The organism is Streptomyces sp. NPDC102258 (assembly GCF_055584685.1).
In genome coordinates this window covers 315,907-333,265 of the sequence record NZ_JBVJLO010000007.1, presented here as the reverse complement: position 1 = coordinate 333,265, position 17,359 = coordinate 315,907, and the positions used below count along the sequence as shown (strand labels likewise).

Annotated in this window: 17 protein-coding genes; 6 read left to right on the top strand and 11 right to left on the bottom strand. The window is 74.1% G+C overall.

Annotation, left to right across the window (positions count from 1 at the left end; genetic code table 11):
* Positions 1-45: 45 nt before the first annotated feature.
* From ACZ6ZT_RS15245 to ACZ6ZT_RS15205, 9 genes are all read right to left on the bottom strand, one after another.
* On the bottom strand, positions 46-213 hold the full coding sequence (locus ACZ6ZT_RS15245) for a hypothetical protein (protein WP_469719620.1): 168 nt from the start codon (positions 211-213) through the stop codon (positions 46-48).
* 14 nt (positions 214-227) lie between these two features.
* Positions 228-1,010: a hypothetical protein gene (locus ACZ6ZT_RS15240; RefSeq protein WP_469719619.1), complete on the bottom strand. Its 783-nt coding sequence runs from the start codon at positions 1,008-1,010 to the stop codon at positions 228-230.
* 109 nt (positions 1,011-1,119) lie between these two features.
* The gene (locus ACZ6ZT_RS15235) at positions 1,120-1,314 is read right to left on the bottom strand and encodes a DUF397 domain-containing protein (protein WP_469719618.1); all 195 of its coding nucleotides are present in this window, start codon (positions 1,312-1,314) and stop codon (positions 1,120-1,122) included.
* A gap of 133 nt (positions 1,315-1,447) precedes the next feature.
* Positions 1,448-2,200 (bottom strand): GntR family transcriptional regulator, encoded by a 753-nt coding sequence (locus ACZ6ZT_RS15230; RefSeq protein ID WP_469719617.1) that lies wholly within the window; start codon positions 2,198-2,200, stop codon positions 1,448-1,450.
* Positions 2,201-2,349: 149 nt separating this feature from the next.
* Positions 2,350-3,159, bottom strand: coding sequence for a type III pantothenate kinase (locus ACZ6ZT_RS15225; protein WP_469719616.1), 810 nt, complete (start codon positions 3,157-3,159; stop codon positions 2,350-2,352).
* A 3-nt stretch (positions 3,160-3,162) separates the two neighbouring features.
* Positions 3,163-4,131: a carboxylating nicotinate-nucleotide diphosphorylase gene (gene nadC, locus ACZ6ZT_RS15220; RefSeq protein ID WP_469719615.1), complete on the bottom strand. Its 969-nt coding sequence runs from the start codon at positions 4,129-4,131 to the stop codon at positions 3,163-3,165.
* A 2-nt stretch (positions 4,132-4,133) separates the two neighbouring features.
* On the bottom strand, positions 4,134-5,888 hold the full coding sequence (locus ACZ6ZT_RS15215; RefSeq protein WP_469719614.1) for an L-aspartate oxidase: 1,755 nt from the start codon (positions 5,886-5,888) through the stop codon (positions 4,134-4,136).
* Positions 5,885-6,883: a pantoate--beta-alanine ligase gene (gene panC, locus ACZ6ZT_RS15210; protein WP_469719613.1), complete on the bottom strand. Its 999-nt coding sequence runs from the start codon at positions 6,881-6,883 to the stop codon at positions 5,885-5,887. Before panC ends, ACZ6ZT_RS15215 begins: the two co-directional genes overlap by 4 nt.
* Entirely contained in the window at positions 6,880-7,827 is a 948-nt protein-coding gene (locus ACZ6ZT_RS15205; protein WP_469719612.1) for a Rossmann-like and DUF2520 domain-containing protein, read from the bottom strand. Before ACZ6ZT_RS15205 ends, panC begins: the two co-directional genes overlap by 4 nt.
* A gap of 109 nt (positions 7,828-7,936) precedes the next feature.
* Between ACZ6ZT_RS15205 and ACZ6ZT_RS15200 the strand changes: the two genes are divergently transcribed.
* The 3 genes from ACZ6ZT_RS15200 to ACZ6ZT_RS15190 all read left to right on the top strand — a co-directional run bounded on the left by ACZ6ZT_RS15200 (position 7,937) and on the right by ACZ6ZT_RS15190 (position 10,117).
* The gene (locus ACZ6ZT_RS15200) at positions 7,937-9,094 is read left to right on the top strand and encodes a threonine aldolase family protein (RefSeq protein WP_469719611.1); all 1,158 of its coding nucleotides are present in this window, start codon (positions 7,937-7,939) and stop codon (positions 9,092-9,094) included.
* 343 nt (positions 9,095-9,437) lie between these two features.
* Positions 9,438-9,722 (top strand): hypothetical protein, encoded by a 285-nt coding sequence (locus ACZ6ZT_RS15195; protein WP_469719610.1) that lies wholly within the window; start codon positions 9,438-9,440, stop codon positions 9,720-9,722.
* On the top strand, positions 9,704-10,117 hold the full coding sequence (locus ACZ6ZT_RS15190) for a PIN domain-containing protein (RefSeq protein WP_469719609.1): 414 nt from the start codon (positions 9,704-9,706) through the stop codon (positions 10,115-10,117). The genes ACZ6ZT_RS15195 and ACZ6ZT_RS15190 overlap by 19 nt, the downstream gene beginning before the upstream one ends.
* A gap of 427 nt (positions 10,118-10,544) precedes the next feature.
* On the opposite strand, the gene ACZ6ZT_RS15185 is transcribed toward ACZ6ZT_RS15190, so the two are convergent.
* Positions 10,545-10,757, bottom strand: coding sequence for a hypothetical protein (locus ACZ6ZT_RS15185; protein WP_469719608.1), 213 nt, complete (start codon positions 10,755-10,757; stop codon positions 10,545-10,547).
* A 135-nt stretch (positions 10,758-10,892) separates the two neighbouring features.
* On the opposite strand from ACZ6ZT_RS15185, the gene ACZ6ZT_RS15180 reads away from it, so the two are divergent.
* Complete coding sequence (locus ACZ6ZT_RS15180; protein ID WP_469719607.1) at positions 10,893-12,017, top strand: DUF5937 family protein; 1,125 nt, start codon at positions 10,893-10,895, stop codon at positions 12,015-12,017.
* Positions 12,018-12,233: 216 nt separating this feature from the next.
* Complete coding sequence (locus ACZ6ZT_RS15175) at positions 12,234-13,808, top strand: M28 family metallopeptidase (protein WP_469719606.1); 1,575 nt, start codon at positions 12,234-12,236, stop codon at positions 13,806-13,808.
* 27 nt (positions 13,809-13,835) lie between these two features.
* On the opposite strand, the gene ACZ6ZT_RS15170 is transcribed toward ACZ6ZT_RS15175, so the two are convergent.
* Positions 13,836-14,861 carry a hypothetical protein gene (locus ACZ6ZT_RS15170; protein WP_469719605.1) on the bottom strand — a complete coding sequence of 342 codons (1,026 nt, stop codon included), beginning with the start codon at positions 14,859-14,861 and terminating at the stop codon, positions 13,836-13,838.
* 104 nt (positions 14,862-14,965) lie between these two features.
* Here ACZ6ZT_RS15170 and ACZ6ZT_RS15165 point away from each other — a divergent pair, with 104 nt between their 5' ends.
* Positions 14,966-17,359, top strand: a complete 2,394-nt coding sequence (locus tag ACZ6ZT_RS15165; protein WP_469719604.1) for a HAMP domain-containing protein — start codon at positions 14,966-14,968, stop codon at positions 17,357-17,359.

Below are 17,359 nucleotides of genomic sequence, written 5' to 3'. Positions count from 1 at the left end.
CCGACTATTCGACGGCAACGCGCGGTGAAAACCGCGCGTCGGCGGTTACTTGCGTGCCTGCTGGGCGGCTTCCGCGCGGGCGAGCACGGCGTCGACGGCCGCGTCTTCCTTGGCCTTGTTGGCACCGCCCTGGCTCTTCACGATCGTCTTGACGAGGACGATGAAGAACGCGGCCATCACGATGGGGGGCACGAGCGCGGAGACGTAGTCCATGCCCCCCAGCGTAGCTACCCCACCGCGCGCCCGGCCGCCGGGGGCGCGGTGGGCTTGCGGCGTGGCGGGAAGGCCTCGCCGGGGGTCGGGACGGGCCGCCCCGGCCGGGCGGGCCGCGGCGGCTCCTCGGGCGCGGGGGCGGGCTTGGGGGCGGGTGCCGGGGCGGGCTTGGGGGCGGGTGCGGGTGGGCGCGGGCGCTCGGGGCCGGGGGTCCCGGGGTCCGCACCGGCCGCGGTGGCGGCGTGCGGGGCTTCCCCGGGGGCCGGCTCCGCCGCGTACGCCTCCTCGGCGTCCGGTTCCCCGGCGGCCGGCCCCGCCGCGTCCGGCTCCGACATGGCCGGCTCCGGGTGCGAGCGGTCCGGGGCCGGGGCCAGCAGCCGGGTGCGGGGCGCGGGGGTGGCCCGGCGGCGTACGGAGCGCTCCGCGACGGCCTGGGCGCGTTCCAGTACGGCCGCCGCGCGCGGGTTGGCCCGCAGCGCGCGCAGGGCGGCGAAGTCGTCGGGCCGTGGCTCGTACCCGGCGGCCAGGGCGTCCTGGAGCAGTTCCAGATAGCCGCAGAGGCTGCCCGGCAGGGCATCGCGGTAGCGGGCGAGGTCGTCGAGCAGGAACGCTCGGAGCCGGCCCGCCTCCAGGGCCGCCTCGTCCACCGCGGCCGCGAGCCGCAGGCAGTCCCGCGTCTCCGCGGGTGTCAGGGGGGCCGTGGAGGGCTGGAGGGCGTGGGCGAGGAGCCGCCTGAGCACGTGCAGCTCGGCGGCGCTGAACGCCATGCCGCCGCGGGGTCCGTAGGGCGTGGGCATGGGGCGAAGATACGCGCTAATCGGACAAAAGCCCCTTATGGGGCGGGCGCGCGGCGCGGCGGGCGGGCGGCCCTCACCCACTCAGCCGGATGCCTTCACCCGGCGGCCGTCACCCGGCGTCCTTCACCGAGCGGACGAAGTCGGCCCAGGCGGCGTGGGTCGTGGCCATCACCAGGTGCGCCGGGTCGGCCCGGTCGGCCACCCGCACGAGCGTCCCGGGCGCCGCGGCCACGTAGACGCAGGCGTCCTCCCCAGGGGCGCAGTGGGACGATTTGCGCCAGTCGGGCCGGGTGTTCGCGGTCATGGTGTGTCTCCTCCGCCGTGGACGGGGTCGCCGCCCTTCCGGGGCTGCGGCGTCTTTCCACGGCGACGCTATCTCCGCCGGAGGCGTACTCCGGCCATTTCCGTGAAAAATCGTGCGGCGATCCGGCCGGTTCTCACTCCACGGGGAAGGCGTACGCGATCTCGTAACGGGAGTCGGGGATCACCAGGTCGGCGGTTTCCACCGGGCGGCCGTGCGTGTCGAGGTAGGTGCGCTCGATCTCGGTGATCATGGAACCGAGGCTGATGCCGAGGAGGTTGGCCTGGTCCTGGTTGGCGCGGGAGGGCCGCGGGATCTCCACCACGGAGGCCACCGTGATCCCGATGGACCGCATCCGGGCCACCACTCCGGCGCCGCGCAGCTCGCCCTCCTCGGGCAGGACGACCGGGGTTCCGGAGGTGAGCGCCAACGGCTCCCAGGACTCGGAGAGCTCGGCGGGACTTCCGTCGGCCATGAACTCGTAGCGGGTCAGCACGCACGGGGCGCCGGGCTCGATCGCGAGGCGGGCGGCGATGCGCGCGGGGGCCGGGGTCTCGGGGACGGTCCGGGAGTCCCAGGACGCGGCGATGCCGTGCGCGGCGGCCTCGGAGCGGAAGGTGTTGCCGGCCCCGGGGACGCGGCGGCGGCTGCGGAGCATCCGCATGCGGCGGCGCGGGGTGCGGACGTAGGTGCCGGAGCCGGCGCGGCCTTCGAGGAAGCCCTCGATGATCAGCTGTTCCATCGCGCGCTGCGTGACGCTCTGCCCGACGGCGTACTCGTCGGCGAACCGGGCGCGGGAGGGGAGCTTGTCGCCGACCGCCCACTCGCCCGCCTCGATCCGGGCCCGGAGCGAGTCGACCACCTGCAAGTACGGGGAAACACGGGGCATATGGGCCCTCCTGTGCCGTCTTGGCGGTGTCGCCTCGGTGCGCGTGCGTCCGACGCCGTCAAGCTAACCGATCAGCTTGAAGCTGAAGGTTCGGCTTGACGCCGCGTGCCTCCGCCCGGAGGGACGCAGGCACGCGGCGTCGGCCCGCGTCACACGAAGTTCGGCGCGTTGCGCTCGTAGACCAGCCGCAGGCCGATCAGGGTGAGCCACGGCTCGTGCTCGTCGATCACCGCGGACTCGCCGAGGACGACCGGGGCGAGACCGCCGGTGGCGATGACGCGGACGTCGTCCGGGTCGCCCGCCGGGCCCACCAGCTCCTTGGCCATGCGGGCGACGATGCCGTCGACCTGGCCCGCGAAGCCGTAGACCACGCCCGACTGCATCGCCTCGACCGTGGACTTGCCGATCACGTTGCGCGGGCGGGCCAGCTCGATCTTGCGGAGCTGGGCGCTGCGGGCGCCGAGCGCCTCCACCGAGATCTCGATGCCCGGGGAGATCACCCCGCCCGCGTACTCGCCCTTCGCGGAGACCGCGTCGAAGGTGGTGGCCGTGCCGAAGTCGACGACGATCGCCGGGCCCCCGTACAGCTCGACGGCCGCGACCGCGTTGACGATGCGGTCCGCGCCGACCTCCTTCGGGTTGTCCATCAGGATCGGCACGCCCGTCTTGACGCCGGGCTCCACCAGGATCGACGGGACGTCGCCGTAGTAGCGGCGGGTCACCTCGCGCAGCTCGTGCAGGACCGAGGGCACCGTCGCGCAGATCGCGATGCCGTGGATCCCGTCGCCGAGCTCGTTGCCGAGCATCGGGTGCATCCCCATCAGGCCCTGCATCAGGACGGCCAGCTCGTCGGCCGTCCGGCGCGGGTCGGTGGAGACCCGCCAGTGCTCGACGATCTCGTCGCCGTCGAACAGACCCAGGACCGTGTGGGTGTTGCCCACGTCGATGGTGAGCAGCACCGCTTACACCGCCTCGCGCAGGTCGAGGCCGATGTCCAGGATCGGCGAGGAGTGCGTCAGCGCGCCGACCGCCAGGAAGTCCACGCCGGTCTCGGCGTAGGCGCGGGCGGTCTCCAGGGTCAGCCGGCCCGAGGACTCCAGGACGGCGCGGCCCGCGACGAGCGTGACGGCCTCCTCGGTCTCCGGGACGGTGAAGTTGTCCAGCAGGATCAGGTCGGCGCCCGCGTCGACGACCTCGCGGACCTGGTGCATCGTGTCGACCTCGACCTCGACGGGGACGTCCGGGAAGGCCTCGCGGACGGCCTTGAAGGCCTGGGCGACGCCGCCGGCGGCGATGACGTGGTTGTCCTTGACCAGCGCCGCGTCCGACAGGGACATGCGGTGGTTGACGCCGCCGCCGCAGCGGACCGCGTACTTCTCCAGCGCGCGCAGGCCCGGGGTGGTCTTGCGGGTGTCACGGACCTGGGCGGCCGTGCCCTCCAGGGCGTCGGCCCAACGGCGGGTGGCGGTCGCGATGCCGGAGAGGCGGCAGACGATGTTCAGGGCGCTGCGCTCGGCGGTCAGCAGGTCGCGGGTACGGGCGCGGACCGACAGCAGCACCTGGCCGGCCTGGACCGGGTCGCCGTCCTCGGCGCTGCGCTCGACCTCGAAGGCCTCGGTGCAGACGATGGAGAACACGGCCTCGGCGATGCGCAGGCCCGCCACCACGCCGGCCTCGCGGGCCACGAAGTCGGCGACGGCCTCGGCGTCCTCGGGGACGGTGGCGACGGTGGTCACGTCGACGCCGCCGTCCAGGTCCTCGGAGAGCGCCATGTGCGCGATGTCCTCGACCTCGATGGGGTCCAGGCCCGCGTCCACCAGCAGCTGGGCCAGCGCCGGGTCCAGGCCGGTCTCCTCGCCCTCGCCGCAGCCGCAGTCGTCGCCGCAGCCGCCTTCGTTCTCGTCGATCAGGGGGAGTTCGGGGGTGCTCACGGTCACTGCTCCAGGCTCTGGGGGGTGAGGGGGACGTCCACGGACGGGAAGTCCGCGCAGTCGGTGGGGGTGACGACCAGGGCCCGCCGCTCGGTCGCCGACAGCCGGACCACGAGGTGACGGCGCCAGGCGGCGTCGTCCCGGTCGGGGTGGTCCTCGCGCCAATGGCAGCCGCGGGTCTCGGCGCGCCGCTGGGCGGCGGCCACCAGGACGCGGGCCACGCACAGCAGGTTGGTCGCCTCCCAGCTCTCGACGCCCGGGACGGCGGTCTTGCCGTGGGCCTCCAGCTCGCCCAGGGCCGTCGTGTACAGGGACTCCAGCGCGGCGGCGGCCGTGCCGAGGGACGCGCCGGAGCGGAGCACGCCCGCGCCGTCCGTCATGATCCGCTGGATCTCGTAGCGCGCCTCGGCGGGCTGGAGGGGGCCCGTCGCGGGAACGGGGAGCGGGACGGGGCTGCCGCCCGCCGGGGCGTGGGCGATGATGTCGTCCGCGATGCGCTCGGCGAAGACCAGGCCCTCCAGCAGGGAGTTCGAGGCGAGCCGGTTCGCGCCGTGCACGCCGGTGCAGGCCACCTCCCCGCAGGCGTACAGGCCGGGGACGGTGGTGCGGCCGTGCAGGTCGGTGCGGACGCCGCCGGAGGCGTAGTGCGCGGCGGGCGCGACCGGGATGGGCTCGGTCACCGGGTCGATGCCGTGGGAGCGGCAGGCGGCGAGGATCGTCGGGAAGCGGTGCTCCCACATCTCGGCGCCGAAGTGCCGGGCGTCGAGGTACATGTGCCGGGCGTCCTGCTGCTGCATGCGGCGCATGATGCCCTTGGCGACGATGTCCCGCGGGGCCAGCTCGGCCAGCTCGTGCTGCCCGGTCATGAAGCGGACCCCGTCCGCGTCGACCAGGTACGCGCCCTCGCCGCGGACCGCCTCCGACACCAGGGGCTGCTGTCCTTCGGCGTCGGGCCCCAGGAACAGCACCGTCGGGTGGAACTGCACGAACTCCAGGTCGGAGACCTCGGCCCCGGCGCGCAGCGCGAGCGCCACCCCGTCGCCGGTGGACACCGCCGGGTTGGTGGTGGCGGAGAAGACCTGGCCCATGCCGCCGGTCGCGAGGATCACGGCGGGCGCGTGGACGGCGCCGACCCCGTCGTGCTGGCCCTCGCCCATCACGTGCAGGGTGACGCCGGCGGTACGGCCCTCGGCGTCCTGGAGCAGGTCCAGGACCAGCGCGTTCTCGACGGTCTCGATGCCCGCCGCGTGGACGGCCTCGACCAGCGCGCGGGAGATCTCGGCGCCCGTGGCGTCGCCGCCCGCGTGCGCGATGCGGCGGCGGTGGTGGCCGCCCTCGCGGGTCAGCTCTATCTCCCCGGTGGCGGCGGAGGTGTCGAAAACGGCGCCGGTGGCGATCAGCCGGCGGACCGCGTCGGGGCCCTCGGTCACGAGGAGCCGTACGGCCGCCTCGTCGCACAGGCCCGCGCCCGCCACCAGGGTGTCGTCCAGGTGCTGCTCGGGGGTGTCGCCCTCGCCGAGGGCGGCGGCGATGCCGCCCTGGGCCCAGCGGGTGGAACCGTCGTCCAGGCGCGCCTTGGTCACCACGACCGTACGGCGGCCCGCGGCGGCGCAGCGCAGTGCGGCGGTCAGGCCCGCGACGCCCGAGCCGACGACCACGACGTCCGCCTCGACGGCCCAGCCGGGGGCGGGGGCGTGCAGCCGTATGCCGGTGCCGCCGGTCCCGGCCGCCGGGGTGCCTCTGCCTGTGGTGCTCACGCGTGTGCTCCGAACTCCATGGGGATGTTGTCGATCAGCCGGGTCGCGCCCACCTTCGCCGCGACGGCCAGGACGGCCTCGCCGGTGAAGTCGGGACCGACCTCGGTGAAGTCCTGCGGGTCCACCAGGGCCAGGTAGTCCAGGACCAGCGGCGGGTCGTGGCGGCCCGCCTCCTCCAGGACGTGCCGGGCCGCGGCCCGTACGGCGTCCGGCAGGCCCGCGCCGGCCGCCGAGACGGCGTGCGCGTCGGCGGAGGCGCGGATCTCGCCCAGCCGGGCCAGGCCGGCCGCGCGCTCGTCGCTGGCGGGGGCGGCCTCGGCGCGGGCGCGCAGGGCCGCCTGGGCGGCGAGCCGGTCGCGGCCCGCGAACAGGGCGCGGGACAGGGCCAGGGCGGTGCGCCGCTCGGCCGGGTCCAGGTAGCGGTTGCGGGAGGACAGGGCGAGCCCGTCGTCCTCCCGTACGGTCGGCACGCCGGCCACCGCGACGGGGAAGTTCAGGTCGGTCACCATGCGCCGGATCAGGGCCAGCTGCTGGGCGTCCTTCTGGCCGAACAGCGCCAGGTCGGGGCGGGTCAGGTGGAGCAGCTTGGCGACGACGGTGAGCATCCCGTCGAAGTGGCCGGGCCGCGTCGAGCCTTCGAGGCGCCCGCCCATCGGTCCGGCGGTGATCCGCACCTGGGGGTCGCCGCCCGGGTAGACCTCGTCGACGGCCGGGGCGAACACGGCGTCGGCGCCCGCCTCCGCGGCGATCCGCAGGTCGGCGTCGAGGGTGCGGGGGTAGCGGTCGAGGTCCTCGTTCGCCCCGAACTGGAGCGGATTGACGAAGACGGTGACCACGACCTGCCCGTCCGGACCGGCCTGCGCGCGGGCGCTGCGCACCAGGGTGGCGTGGCCCTCGTGCAGGGCCCCCATCGTCATCACGACGGCGCGGCGGCCGGTGCGCGGCAGCCCGTGCAGCTCTTCGGCGGTGTTCAGCAGCAGCAGCGGGGCGGTCATCGCTCGCCACCCTCCGGTTCTGCGGTCGGTTCGGCGGGGTCGGCGAGGACGCCCAGCAGGTCCTCGGCGAGTTCGGGCTTGAGCAGGCCGTGCACGAGGGCGCGGTCGGCGGTGGTGCGGGCCATCGCGAGGTACCCGGCGACGGTGGCGGGGGCGTGCCGGCGCAGCTCGGCGACGTGGGCGGCGACCGTACCGGCGTCACCGCGGGCCACCGGGCCGGTCAGCGCGGCGTCACCGGAACGCAGGGCGTTGTCGAGGGCGGCGCCCAGCAGCGGGCCGAGCATCCGGTCGGGGTGCTCGACCCCGGCCGTACGGAGCACCTCCATCGACTGGGCGACCAGGGTGACCAGGTGGTTCGCGCCCAAGGCGAGGGCGGCGTGGTAGAGCGGACGGCTCTCCTCCGCGATCCACTCGGGCTCCCCGCCCATCTCGATGACCAGGGCCTGCGCGGCCAGCCGCAGTTCCTCGGGGGCGGTCACGCCGAAGGAGCAGCCGCCGAGGCGCTGCACGTCGACCTCGGTGCCGGTGAAGGTCATCGCGGGGTGCAGGGCCAGTGGGAGGGCGCCCGCGCGGCGCGCGGGGTCGAGCACGGAGGCCCCGTACCGCCCGGAGGTGTGCACGAGGAGCTGCCCGGGGCGCACCGCGCCCGTCTCGGCGAGGCCCTCGACCAGGCCGGGCAGCGCGTCGTCGGGGACGGTCAGCAGCACCAGCTCGGCGCGCTCCATCACCTGCGCCGGGCTGACCAGTGGCACGCCGGGCAGCATCCGCTCGGCGCGGCGCCGGGAGGCGTCGGAGACTCCGGACACGGCGACGGGCCGGTGCCCGGCCTGCTGGAGCGCGCGGGCCAGCGCGGGACCGACCCGGCCCGCGCCGACGACGCCGACCGTGAGCCGGGCAGGGCGGGCGGACGGATCCCGGGGCTCCGTCTGATGGGGTGCGTTCACGCGGGGAGGGCCTTCCGTTCCAGTCCGCGGGGGGTACCGGACGATACGCCGCCATGCTAGCCCCTGGGGGGACGGCCCGGTCGGCGGCGCCGGAGGGCATGATCGGGCCATGACGGACCACACGGTGGGGGACGGGGCGGCCGGCCCGGACGAAGAGACGCGGCGCACGGCCCGGCGGCTGGCGGCCTGGCGGGGCGCGGAGCGGGTGCTGGCGCGGGGACCCCGGGAGGGGACGGTCCGCGAGCTGCTGACCGCGCTCGCCGAGGCCCCGTACGACCTGGACGCGCCGGCCGACGTGTACGGCGACGGGGCCGTCGCGGAACTGGAACGCCGGGTCGCGCGGCTGCTGGGCACCGAGGACGCGGCGTTCTTCCCCTCCGGGACGATGGCCCAGCAGATCGCGCTGCGCTGCTGGGCCGGGCGCACCGGCAACCCCGTGGTCGCCCTGCACCCGCTGAGCCATCCGGAGCGCTGGGAGGGCGGGGCGCTGTCGGTGGTCTCCGGGCTGCGGACGGTCCACCCCACGGCGGAGCCGCGCCAGCCCACCGCGGAGGAGGTCGCCGCGCTGGCGGAGCCCTTCGGCAGCCTGCTGGTGGAGCTGCCCCTGCGCGACGCGGGGTTCCTGCTGCCCACCTGGGTGGAGCTGGTGGATCTGGTGGACGCCGCCCGGGAGCGGGACGCGGTGGTGCACTTCGACGGGGCCCGGCTCTGGGAGTGCGCCGCCCACTTCGGCCGGCCCCTGGCGGAGGTCGCGGGGCTCGCGGACTCCGTCTACGTCTCCTTCTACAAGTCCCTCGGCGGGCTGAGCGGGGCCTGCCTGGCCGGGGCCCGTAGCTTCGTGGAGGAGACCCGCGTCTGGCGCCACCGGTACGGGGGCCAGGTGTTCCGGCAGTTCCCGCAGGCCCTGGCGGCGCTGGCGGGCCTGGAACGGGAGCTGCCGCTGCTCCCCTCGTACGCGGCCCAGGCGAAGGTCGTCGCCGAGGCCCTGCGGGAGGGCTTCGCGGGGGCCGGCCTGCCGTGGTTCCGCGTCCACCCGGAGCCCCCGCACACGCACCAGTTCCAGGTCTGGCTCCCGTACGAGGCGGACCGCCTGACGGAGGCGGCCGTCCGCCAGGCGGAGGAAACGGGCACGGCCCTGTTCCACACGTGGTCCCCCCAGTCCCCGCCGGGCCTGTCCATGACGGAACTCACGATCACGCGCCCGGGCCTGACGTGGACCCGGGAGGACGTGACGAGGGCAGCCCGGGACTTCACGGACCGGCTGTAGGGGGGCTCGGGGGGGGGCGGGGCCTCGGCGGGTCCGCGCCAGGGAGCATCTGGTGGTTTCCCGTCCGTCTCATCGTCCTTCCGGGGCAGGACGGCGCGTCAAGGGCGCTCCTTCGTCGCGTCGCTTCGCGATGGCCCTAGGCCACCCTTGACCCACCGCCCCACCCCGGAAAAACGAAGACTCCCGGGAAACCCCCAAAAGAACGTTCACGGGCCCGAGACCGGGGAGGAGCGACCCCGTCACCGACCCTCGACCCCTCCAGAACAGACCCCCCAGGACCCGAGAGGCGGCCCTTCCCGTAGCAGGCGAGGCCTTTTTCCTACTCCTTTGATACTTTGGCGGGGTGTCTGAAACGACGTACGGAATCGGTGAGGGTCCGGCCGCCCGAGTGAGTCTGTCGCTGCCGGAAGGAACGGCCGAGGCGATCCGCTCCCGCGTGGGCAAGCGAGAGTTCTCCGCCTACATCGCCGCGGCCGTGGAACGACAGCTGCGCGGCCAGATCCTGGACGAGTACCTGGCCGACTACGAGCAGCGCTGCGGACCCATTTCTCCGGAAGCGCAGCAGTCGGCACGCCACATCTTTGACGAGGTTTTCGCGGAAGGTCAGGAATGGCCCGCCGCAAGCTGACCCGCGCGGGGACCTTGCTCCTGGACAGCGAAGGCCTGTCCAAACTGCTGAGCGACGACGAGCCCGTCGTCGCCCTGGTGGCCGAGGCGCGCAGTCGTGGCATGGAAGTCGTGATCTGCGCCTTGACGATCGTCGAGGCCGTGCACGCGCGGACCAACCGAGCCCGGCTGAGCTGGATCCTCTCCGGTATGCGCGTGATTCCGGTGGGGGATGAAGAGGCCCGTGCCGCATCTGCCCTCCTGCTGGAGTCAGGTCTCCACGGGCACAAATACGCGATCGACGCGACCGTCGCAGAGGCCGCCCTGCGCCAGCACCACCCGGTTGTCCTTCTGACCTCGGACGTCGACGACATGACGAAGCTGTGCGGCGATCGTGTCCGCGTCGTCGGCGTCTGAGCCGACGACGAGCGGCGGACGCCGTACGGGGCGAGCACGTAGCGATCTGCTGCGCCGGGGGCCGGGGGCGGGTATGGCGACGTTCCGTGCGTTCTGGCTGTCGGTGGTTCGGGATGCCGTGGATGGCCGGTCGAGTCCGGGGCTTGGGCCGGCGGAGGCGGGGCTGGCGACGCTGACGGGGCCGCTCCTCCGTAGGGTGCCCGGTAACCGTTCTTTTGGGGGTTTCCCGGGAGTCTTCGGCTTTTCGTGGCGGGGTGGTCGGTCAAGGGTGGCCGAAGGCCATCGCGAAGCGACGCGACCGGAGGGAGCGCCCTTGAGGGACCGCCCCGCCACGGAAGGACGATGAGACGGACGGGAAACCCCCGAACCCTCCCTGACGCGGGTCAAGGGCACCCCGCTTCCCCGGGGCCCGTGCCGCCCACCCCCCTCAGCACACCCCCGCCCCCGGGCGGAGGCGGCGGCGGAGGGCGTGGAGCCAGGGGTGGGTCGCGGGGTGGCCGTCCAGGACGGCGGTGAACTGGGCGCGGGTGCGGGCGGCGCGCAGGACCGCCAGGTCGTGGCGGCCGGGCGGCGGGGGCGGTGGGGTGCCGTGCTGGGTGGCTCGGTAGGTGTCGAGGAGGTACTGCTCGATGGCGCTCATGCATCCACCCTCACCCCGTCGGCGGCGACCCGCGCGACGATTGACGTTCCCCGTCAATCGTGGCCTCCCACCTGCGGCGGAGCCCGCCCCGGCGGGGCGTGCCGGCCGGGCCGGCGCAGCGGTCAGAATGGCGCGATGAGCGTCACCATCGACATCGACGGGCTCCCCGCGGAGCGGATCGGCTTCGCGCCCGCTCCCCTCGCCGAGCTCTGCATGGCGCTGCACGCGTTGTCGCAGCCCGCCCACCACCCGCGTCTGCAGTCCTGGACGGCCGCCACCCGGGCCGCGCTGGACCCCTGTCTGGCGGACCGGCTGCTCGAAGCCGACTTCATGTGGCGCAGCTCCTTCTCCGACGTGTTCATGCCCTTCGCCGGGATCCCCGGCGGCAGCGGCCGCCCCGGTGCGACCCTGGCCGAGGACCTGGACACGCTCGACCGGCTGGACGACGAGCGGTTCGTGATGGCCGCCCTGGAGCACTGCTGGCTCGCCCTCTACAACGAGGGCGGCGGCCCCTCCCCGCTGAAGGACGCCGGCGCCCGGGCGAAGGCGCTGGAGACGGCCGCCGCGCGCGGGCCCCGCCAGCTGGCGTTCTCGGTCCGGCTGCTCGACGACACCGAGGCGGTGCGCGTCTGGCTGCGCCGGCTGCTGGAGGACTGCGAGGAGGCCTTCTTCGCCGAGACCTGGCGGCGGCTGGAACCCCGGCAGACGGCGGACGTCCGCCACAAGGCGGAGGTGCTGCGCCACAAGGGGCTGCCCGCGGCGCTGCGGGAGGTGTCGGCGGCGCTGAGCGTGGACGACGCGCTCACCACGGTCACCGCCGACAAGATGGTCAACGGCCAGACGACGGCGACCGATCCGCAGGTGGGGACCGGGCTGCTCTTCGTACCGACGAACTTCGGCTGGCCGCACCTGCTCGTGCTGCACGCGCCCGGCTGGCGGCCGGTGGTGCACTACCCGCTGGACTCGCCCGAACTGGGCTCCGCGCCCGGCTCGGTGGAGCTGCTCACCCGCCGGATGGAGGCGCTCGCGCACCCGATGCGGATGATGCTGTGCCGGAGCCTGGCGCGGGCCCCGTACACGACGAGCGAGTTGGCGCGGGTGTACGGGATCACCCCGCCGGAGGTGTCCCGGCACCTGGCGGTGCTGAAGAAGGCGGGGCTGCTGCACACGCGCCGTCAGGGGCGCTACGTCCAGCACCAGTTGGATCTGTCGGTGGTGGCCCGCATAGGTTCCGATTTCATCGAGGGGATTCTGCGGTGACCCATTCTGCGGTGACGCCGGCGGCGCTCCCCCTCCGGACGGTGGCCGAATTCGATCGGCGAAGACACACCGATATCCGGATTTCACACACCGGTAGCAGTCAAAGGTCTGGCGAGAGCGGTCGGTTGCTGCCTAACGTGCGTCCACCACCGACCCACCCGGTCCATCCGCTCCACCCGGACCACCTCCTTGCCCGCGTGCCGTGAAAGGACCTTCATGCCCTCTCGCCCCTCTCGCCGTATAGCCGCAGCCACCGCCGCACTGGCGGCCGCCGCCCTCGTCTCCCCGCTCCTGGTGGCCGGTCCGGCGGGCGCCGCCGCAAGCCCCGAGAGCGATGCCGCGAAGGGAGACGCGCTGGCCGCGAAGCTGGTCCGGGAGTCGACCGGCAAGGGTGCCAACAACCACCTGAAGGTCTTCCAGTCGATCGCCGACTACAACAAGGGCACCCGCGTGGCCGGCTCCAAGGGCCACGTCCAGTCCGCCACGTACGTCGAGGGCGTGCTGAAGGCGGCCGGGTACCAGGTCACGCGCAACGAGTTCGAGTTCGTGTACGTCGAGACCGTCGCGGAAACGCTGAAGGTGAACGGCGCGGACGAGCGCGACGTCCCGATCAAGCTGATGACGTACACCGCCAGCGGCCCGCAGGACGGCATCACCGCGCGGCTCGCGGTCGCCCCGGTCGACGCCGACGGCAGCACCGGCTGCGAGCCCGGCGACTTCGCGGCCGGCGCCTTCACGGGCAGGATCGCGCTGATCCAGCGCGGCGGCTGCGCCTTCGCGGTGAAGCAGGCGAACGCGGCGGCGGCCGGCGCGCTGGGCGCGGTCATCTACAACAACACGGCCGGCGCGCTCAGCGGCACCATCGGCGACCCGGCCGCGGGCAAGATCCCCACCGGTGGCGTCTCCCAGGAGGAGGGGCAGAAGCTGGCCGCCGAGGCCGCCGCCGGCCCGGTCGAGCTCACCCTCGACATCCGCGAACTGCGCGAGAACCGCAAGACGTTCAACGTGGTCGCGGAGACCCGGGGCGGTGACGCGGACAACACCGTCTTCCTCGGCGCGCACCTGGACTCGGTCCAGGCCGGCCCCGGCATCAACGACAACGGCTCGGGCTCGGCGGGCATCCTCCAGGTCGCGCAGCGGCTGGCGAGCAGCCAGTCGAAGATCAAGAACAAGGTCAAGTTCGCCTGGTGGTCGGCGGAGGAGTTCGGCCTGCTCGGCTCCGAGGCGTACGTCGCCTCGCTGACCCCGGAGCAGAAGAAGCAGATCCGGCTCTACCTCAACTTCGACATGATCGCCTCGCCGAACGCCGCGTACTTCGTCTACGACGGTGACGACTCCGACAAGGTCGGCTCGGGCCCCGGCCCCGAGGGCTCGGCGCAACTGGAGAAGCAGATCACCGACTTCCTCGACGCGCAGAAGATCCCGCACGAGGGCAGTGACTTCACCGGCCGCTCGGACTACGGCCCGTTCATCGAGGCCGGCATCCCGTCCGGTGGTACGGACACGGGCGCCGAGGGCATCAAGACGCCGGAGCAGGCGGCCAAGTTCGGCGGCCAGGCGGGTGTCGCCTACGACGTGAACTACCACGGCAAGGGTGACGACATCACCAACATCGACCAGAAGGCGCTCGACATCAACGTCGACGTCATCGCGAACGCGGTCGGCCACTACGCGTACGACCTGGCCCCGCTGACGACGCCGGTCGTCTCGAAGCCGACCACCGGTTCGGGCAACGGCGGCGGCGGTCTGCGGCCGGGCCACGACCACGACCACGACCGCGTCACGCGGTAACCCCCTTCGCGCGCACCACAGGGGCCGTCATCCCGTCGGGGTGGCGGCCCCCGCGTCGTCCGCGGCCCACCGCGCGGTGACGGAGGCGATGGCGCGGGCGGTCCCGGCGGTGCGGCCGGGGTCGGCCCGGACGGAGCGGGCCAGTTCGAGGTGCAGGAAGCGGGTCCCGCGCTCGGCGGCCAGCCGGCCCTGCGCGTTGTCGCGGCCCCCGAGGTGGCAGGAGCCGGACCAGGCCCGGCAGGGTTTGATCCCCTGCTCCTGGAGCTGCCCGGCGAGCCGTTCGGCGTCGGCGGCGGCGGTGTTCCCGGCGCCGGTGGAGACGACGGCTGCGGCGGCGCGGACGGAGGAGTCGGCGAAGCCGTGGAGCTGGATTCCGGGCAGGCCGCGCCGGGTGAGCTCGGTGACGACGGCGTGGAAGACGGAGTCGGTGCGGTGCGCCATGTCGGCGGGGTCCCCCGAGGAGGGGTCCCCCGCGGCCGGATCCCCGGACGCCGCCTCATCCGGGGCGGTCTCCCCCGACTCCGTGTCGGCGGAGTCCTCCTGCTCGCCCCCGCCCGCCCGGCCCCCCGCGCCGGCCCCCGCCTTGCGGTGGGCGCCCGCCAGGACCATGACCCCGCCGGGGGCCCCGCGGAGCACCTCGACGCCGAGCCGTTCGGTGTCCTGGTCGGCGATGGGGTGCGGAACCTGGACGGACCAGCGCGGGGCCGCGCCGAGGTCGACGTACACCCGGCCCCAGCCGCGGTTCGCGGATCCGGGGCGGGCCGCCGCGTCGGCGACCTCGGCGTAGCGGCGTCCCCCGGGGACGCCGTCGGTGAAGGTGTCGATGCGGTAATCCACGTCGGCGAGCCGGGTACGAGCCTTGTCGACATTCCCGTCGAAAAGGGCCGAAACACCCTCCAGCAAGGTGTCCCGCTCCGCGTGCGTCGGGATGCGGTACCCGCCGGACGTCCCGAATTCGGAGGTGAATCGGGTCACCCTGCCCATCAGGTCAGTGGCCCGCACCACATCCGACGGGGCGGACTTGTCCTGCTTTTCGGGCGCATATGAGCGCATGAAAGCGACATAACCGACCCCCGCCATGATCATCACGGCCATAAGCGCCATGATCGTGATCTTTTTTGTGAATTTCCGAGTCATCACTGACCGAAAATAGCCGAGTGAAAAATGCCCCCGGCCGCCCGGCCTCTCCCCGGCGGCGCAAGGCCCGCCGCAGGGCCGACATGTCGCTGCTCGGTGGCATCAGGCCCCCGATCACCGTCCTGTCGGTGCTGCTGCTCGCCCTGGCGGGCTTCACCGCGTTCAGCCTCGGCACCATCCGCGAGGACCGGCTGCCCGAGGCCGTGCTCACCTCGCAGCAGCACTTCGCCGAGGACGGCGCGATCTCCCTGCGCGCCTCCCTGGACGAGAGCGTCAGCGACCTCGACCGGGTCGCGTCCCTCTTCTCCACCGGCAAGCCGATCGCCCCCGACGCCGTCCTCGACCGCATCGGCAGCGTCTACCAGAAGTGGCGCGGCACCGCCGTCGTCGAGATCGGCTCCGGCCGGCTGCTCGCCGCCCGCGGCGAGAACCTCCCGCTGACCGCCGTCGACCGCACCAAGCTCTCCGGCCCGGGCGGCCTGTCCCCCCGCATGGTCCGGCTGGCCGGCGGTGAGACCCGGCTGCTCACCCTCTCCCTGCTGAACTGGAAGGACCGCCCCCAGGAGCTGCTGGTGGCCTCCAGCAGCCTGCGCTTCCCCGGCATCAGCCTCGGCAAGTCCCGCGCCATCGCCGTGGCCGGCGCCGACGGCGCCGTGCTCAGCAGCGACGGCATCCCGCAGCCCGAGCGGGTCACGGAGGCCCAGCGCGCCGGCGTCAAGCGCGACACCAAGCAGCTGGCCTCCTTCGCGAAGACCGCCGTCCAGAAGACCCGCGCCAACCCCCTCACCGCCAAGGAACCCGGCTCCGGCGGCTTCCCGGGGGTCAGCGGCAGCCTGCTCGGCGCCGAGTCCGGCGCGAACCGGGCCGCCGCCGGTTACGCGGGCGTCGCCGGGCCCGCGGCGGGTGTCGGCACCACCGCCACCAGCCTGGACCTCACCGTCGTCGCCATGGTCAACGTGCCGCAGAACCCGGCGCACGCCACCGACGCCTTCGCCGGCCTGGTCCTGGCCGGCGCGCTGCTGCTGGTCGGCGCCCTGGTCGTGGCCCTGCTCCTCGCCACCGTCCAGCGCCCGCTGATCGCCCTGTTCCTGGACAGCCGCCGGCTGACCCGCGGCGACCTCACCCGCCCCGTCGCCGTCCCGCGCGGCGCCGAGGCGGCCCGGATCGCCACCGCCCTGGAGCGCCTGCGCCTCCAGCTGCGGGACGGCGCCGCGGCCGACCCGGCCGCCTCCGCCCCCGCCCCCGCCTCCCGCGCCCGCCGCGGGCGCCGTACGGGGGCCCGTACGCTCCTCGCCCTGTGCGCGGTCCTGCTCCTGGCCTGGTGCGTCCCGCTGGGGCTGCTCGTCAACCGGGCCGCGGACGCCGTCGTCATACCGAAGCAGCTGGTCAGCGACCAGCGCGAACGCACCGACACCCTCAACGACCGGGTCCGGCGCGCCCTCAACGAGGGCCAGGCCGACCTGCTGTCCGTGGCCTCGCTGATGGACGGCGACACCACCCCGGAGCACATGACGTCCGTCCTGAAGCGCACCGCCGAGGAGCACCAGCGCTACCAGTCCCTCTACGTCCTCGACCCGGCCGGCAAGGTCCTCGCCCAGGCGGGCGGCTCCCCGAAGGCCGCCGACGGCAAGGGGCCGCGCAAGCAGGCGGTGGCCCTGGACGACAGCGGGAAGACCCCGGTGATCGTGGCGACCGCCCCGCTCCCCGGGAAGCAGGGCACCGCCGTCGTCGGCGAGCTGCGCATCGACTTCCTCAACTCCCTGATCAAGCGGCCCGGTCTCGGGGAGGTCCGGGTCGTCGACGCCAAGCACCGGATCATCGCCTCGAACGGCGGCTACCGCGCCTTCCAGAAGCTCGACGACGCACACCTCGACGCCCTCGTCGACCGCTCCACCCCGAAGGCGGGGAGTACGGCCGCCACGCCCGCCCCCTCCGCCACCCCGGCTGCCGCCGCTGCGGCAGCCGCGGCCACCGCTGCGACCCCGCACCCGAGCAGCACCCTCTACCGCAGCGGCACGGACCACGTCATCGCCGCCGCCGCGCCCTTCGCGGGCGACGGACCGGCGGCCGCCCTGAAGTGGACCGTCGTCAGCCGGCAGTCCGCCAAGGGCCTGGCCATCCCGGAGTACAGCCTGCAGAACCGCACCGTCCTGGCCGGCCTCCTCGGCTTCGCGGTCGGCGCGGCCTGCCTGGGCTGGCTCCAGATCGTCGTGGTCGCACCGCTGCGCGAGCTGGCCCGGCGGGCCGAGGCGCTCGCCGACGGGGACCGCCGCTCGGTGCTCTACCCGCGCCACCACGACGAGGTCGGCGCCGTCACCCGCAGCCTGGAGATCATCCGTCAGCAGCTCCAGCAGCGACAGCAGCAGCGCAAGCAGGCCGCCGGACAGCCGTCCGCACCGGCCGGAAAGAACTGA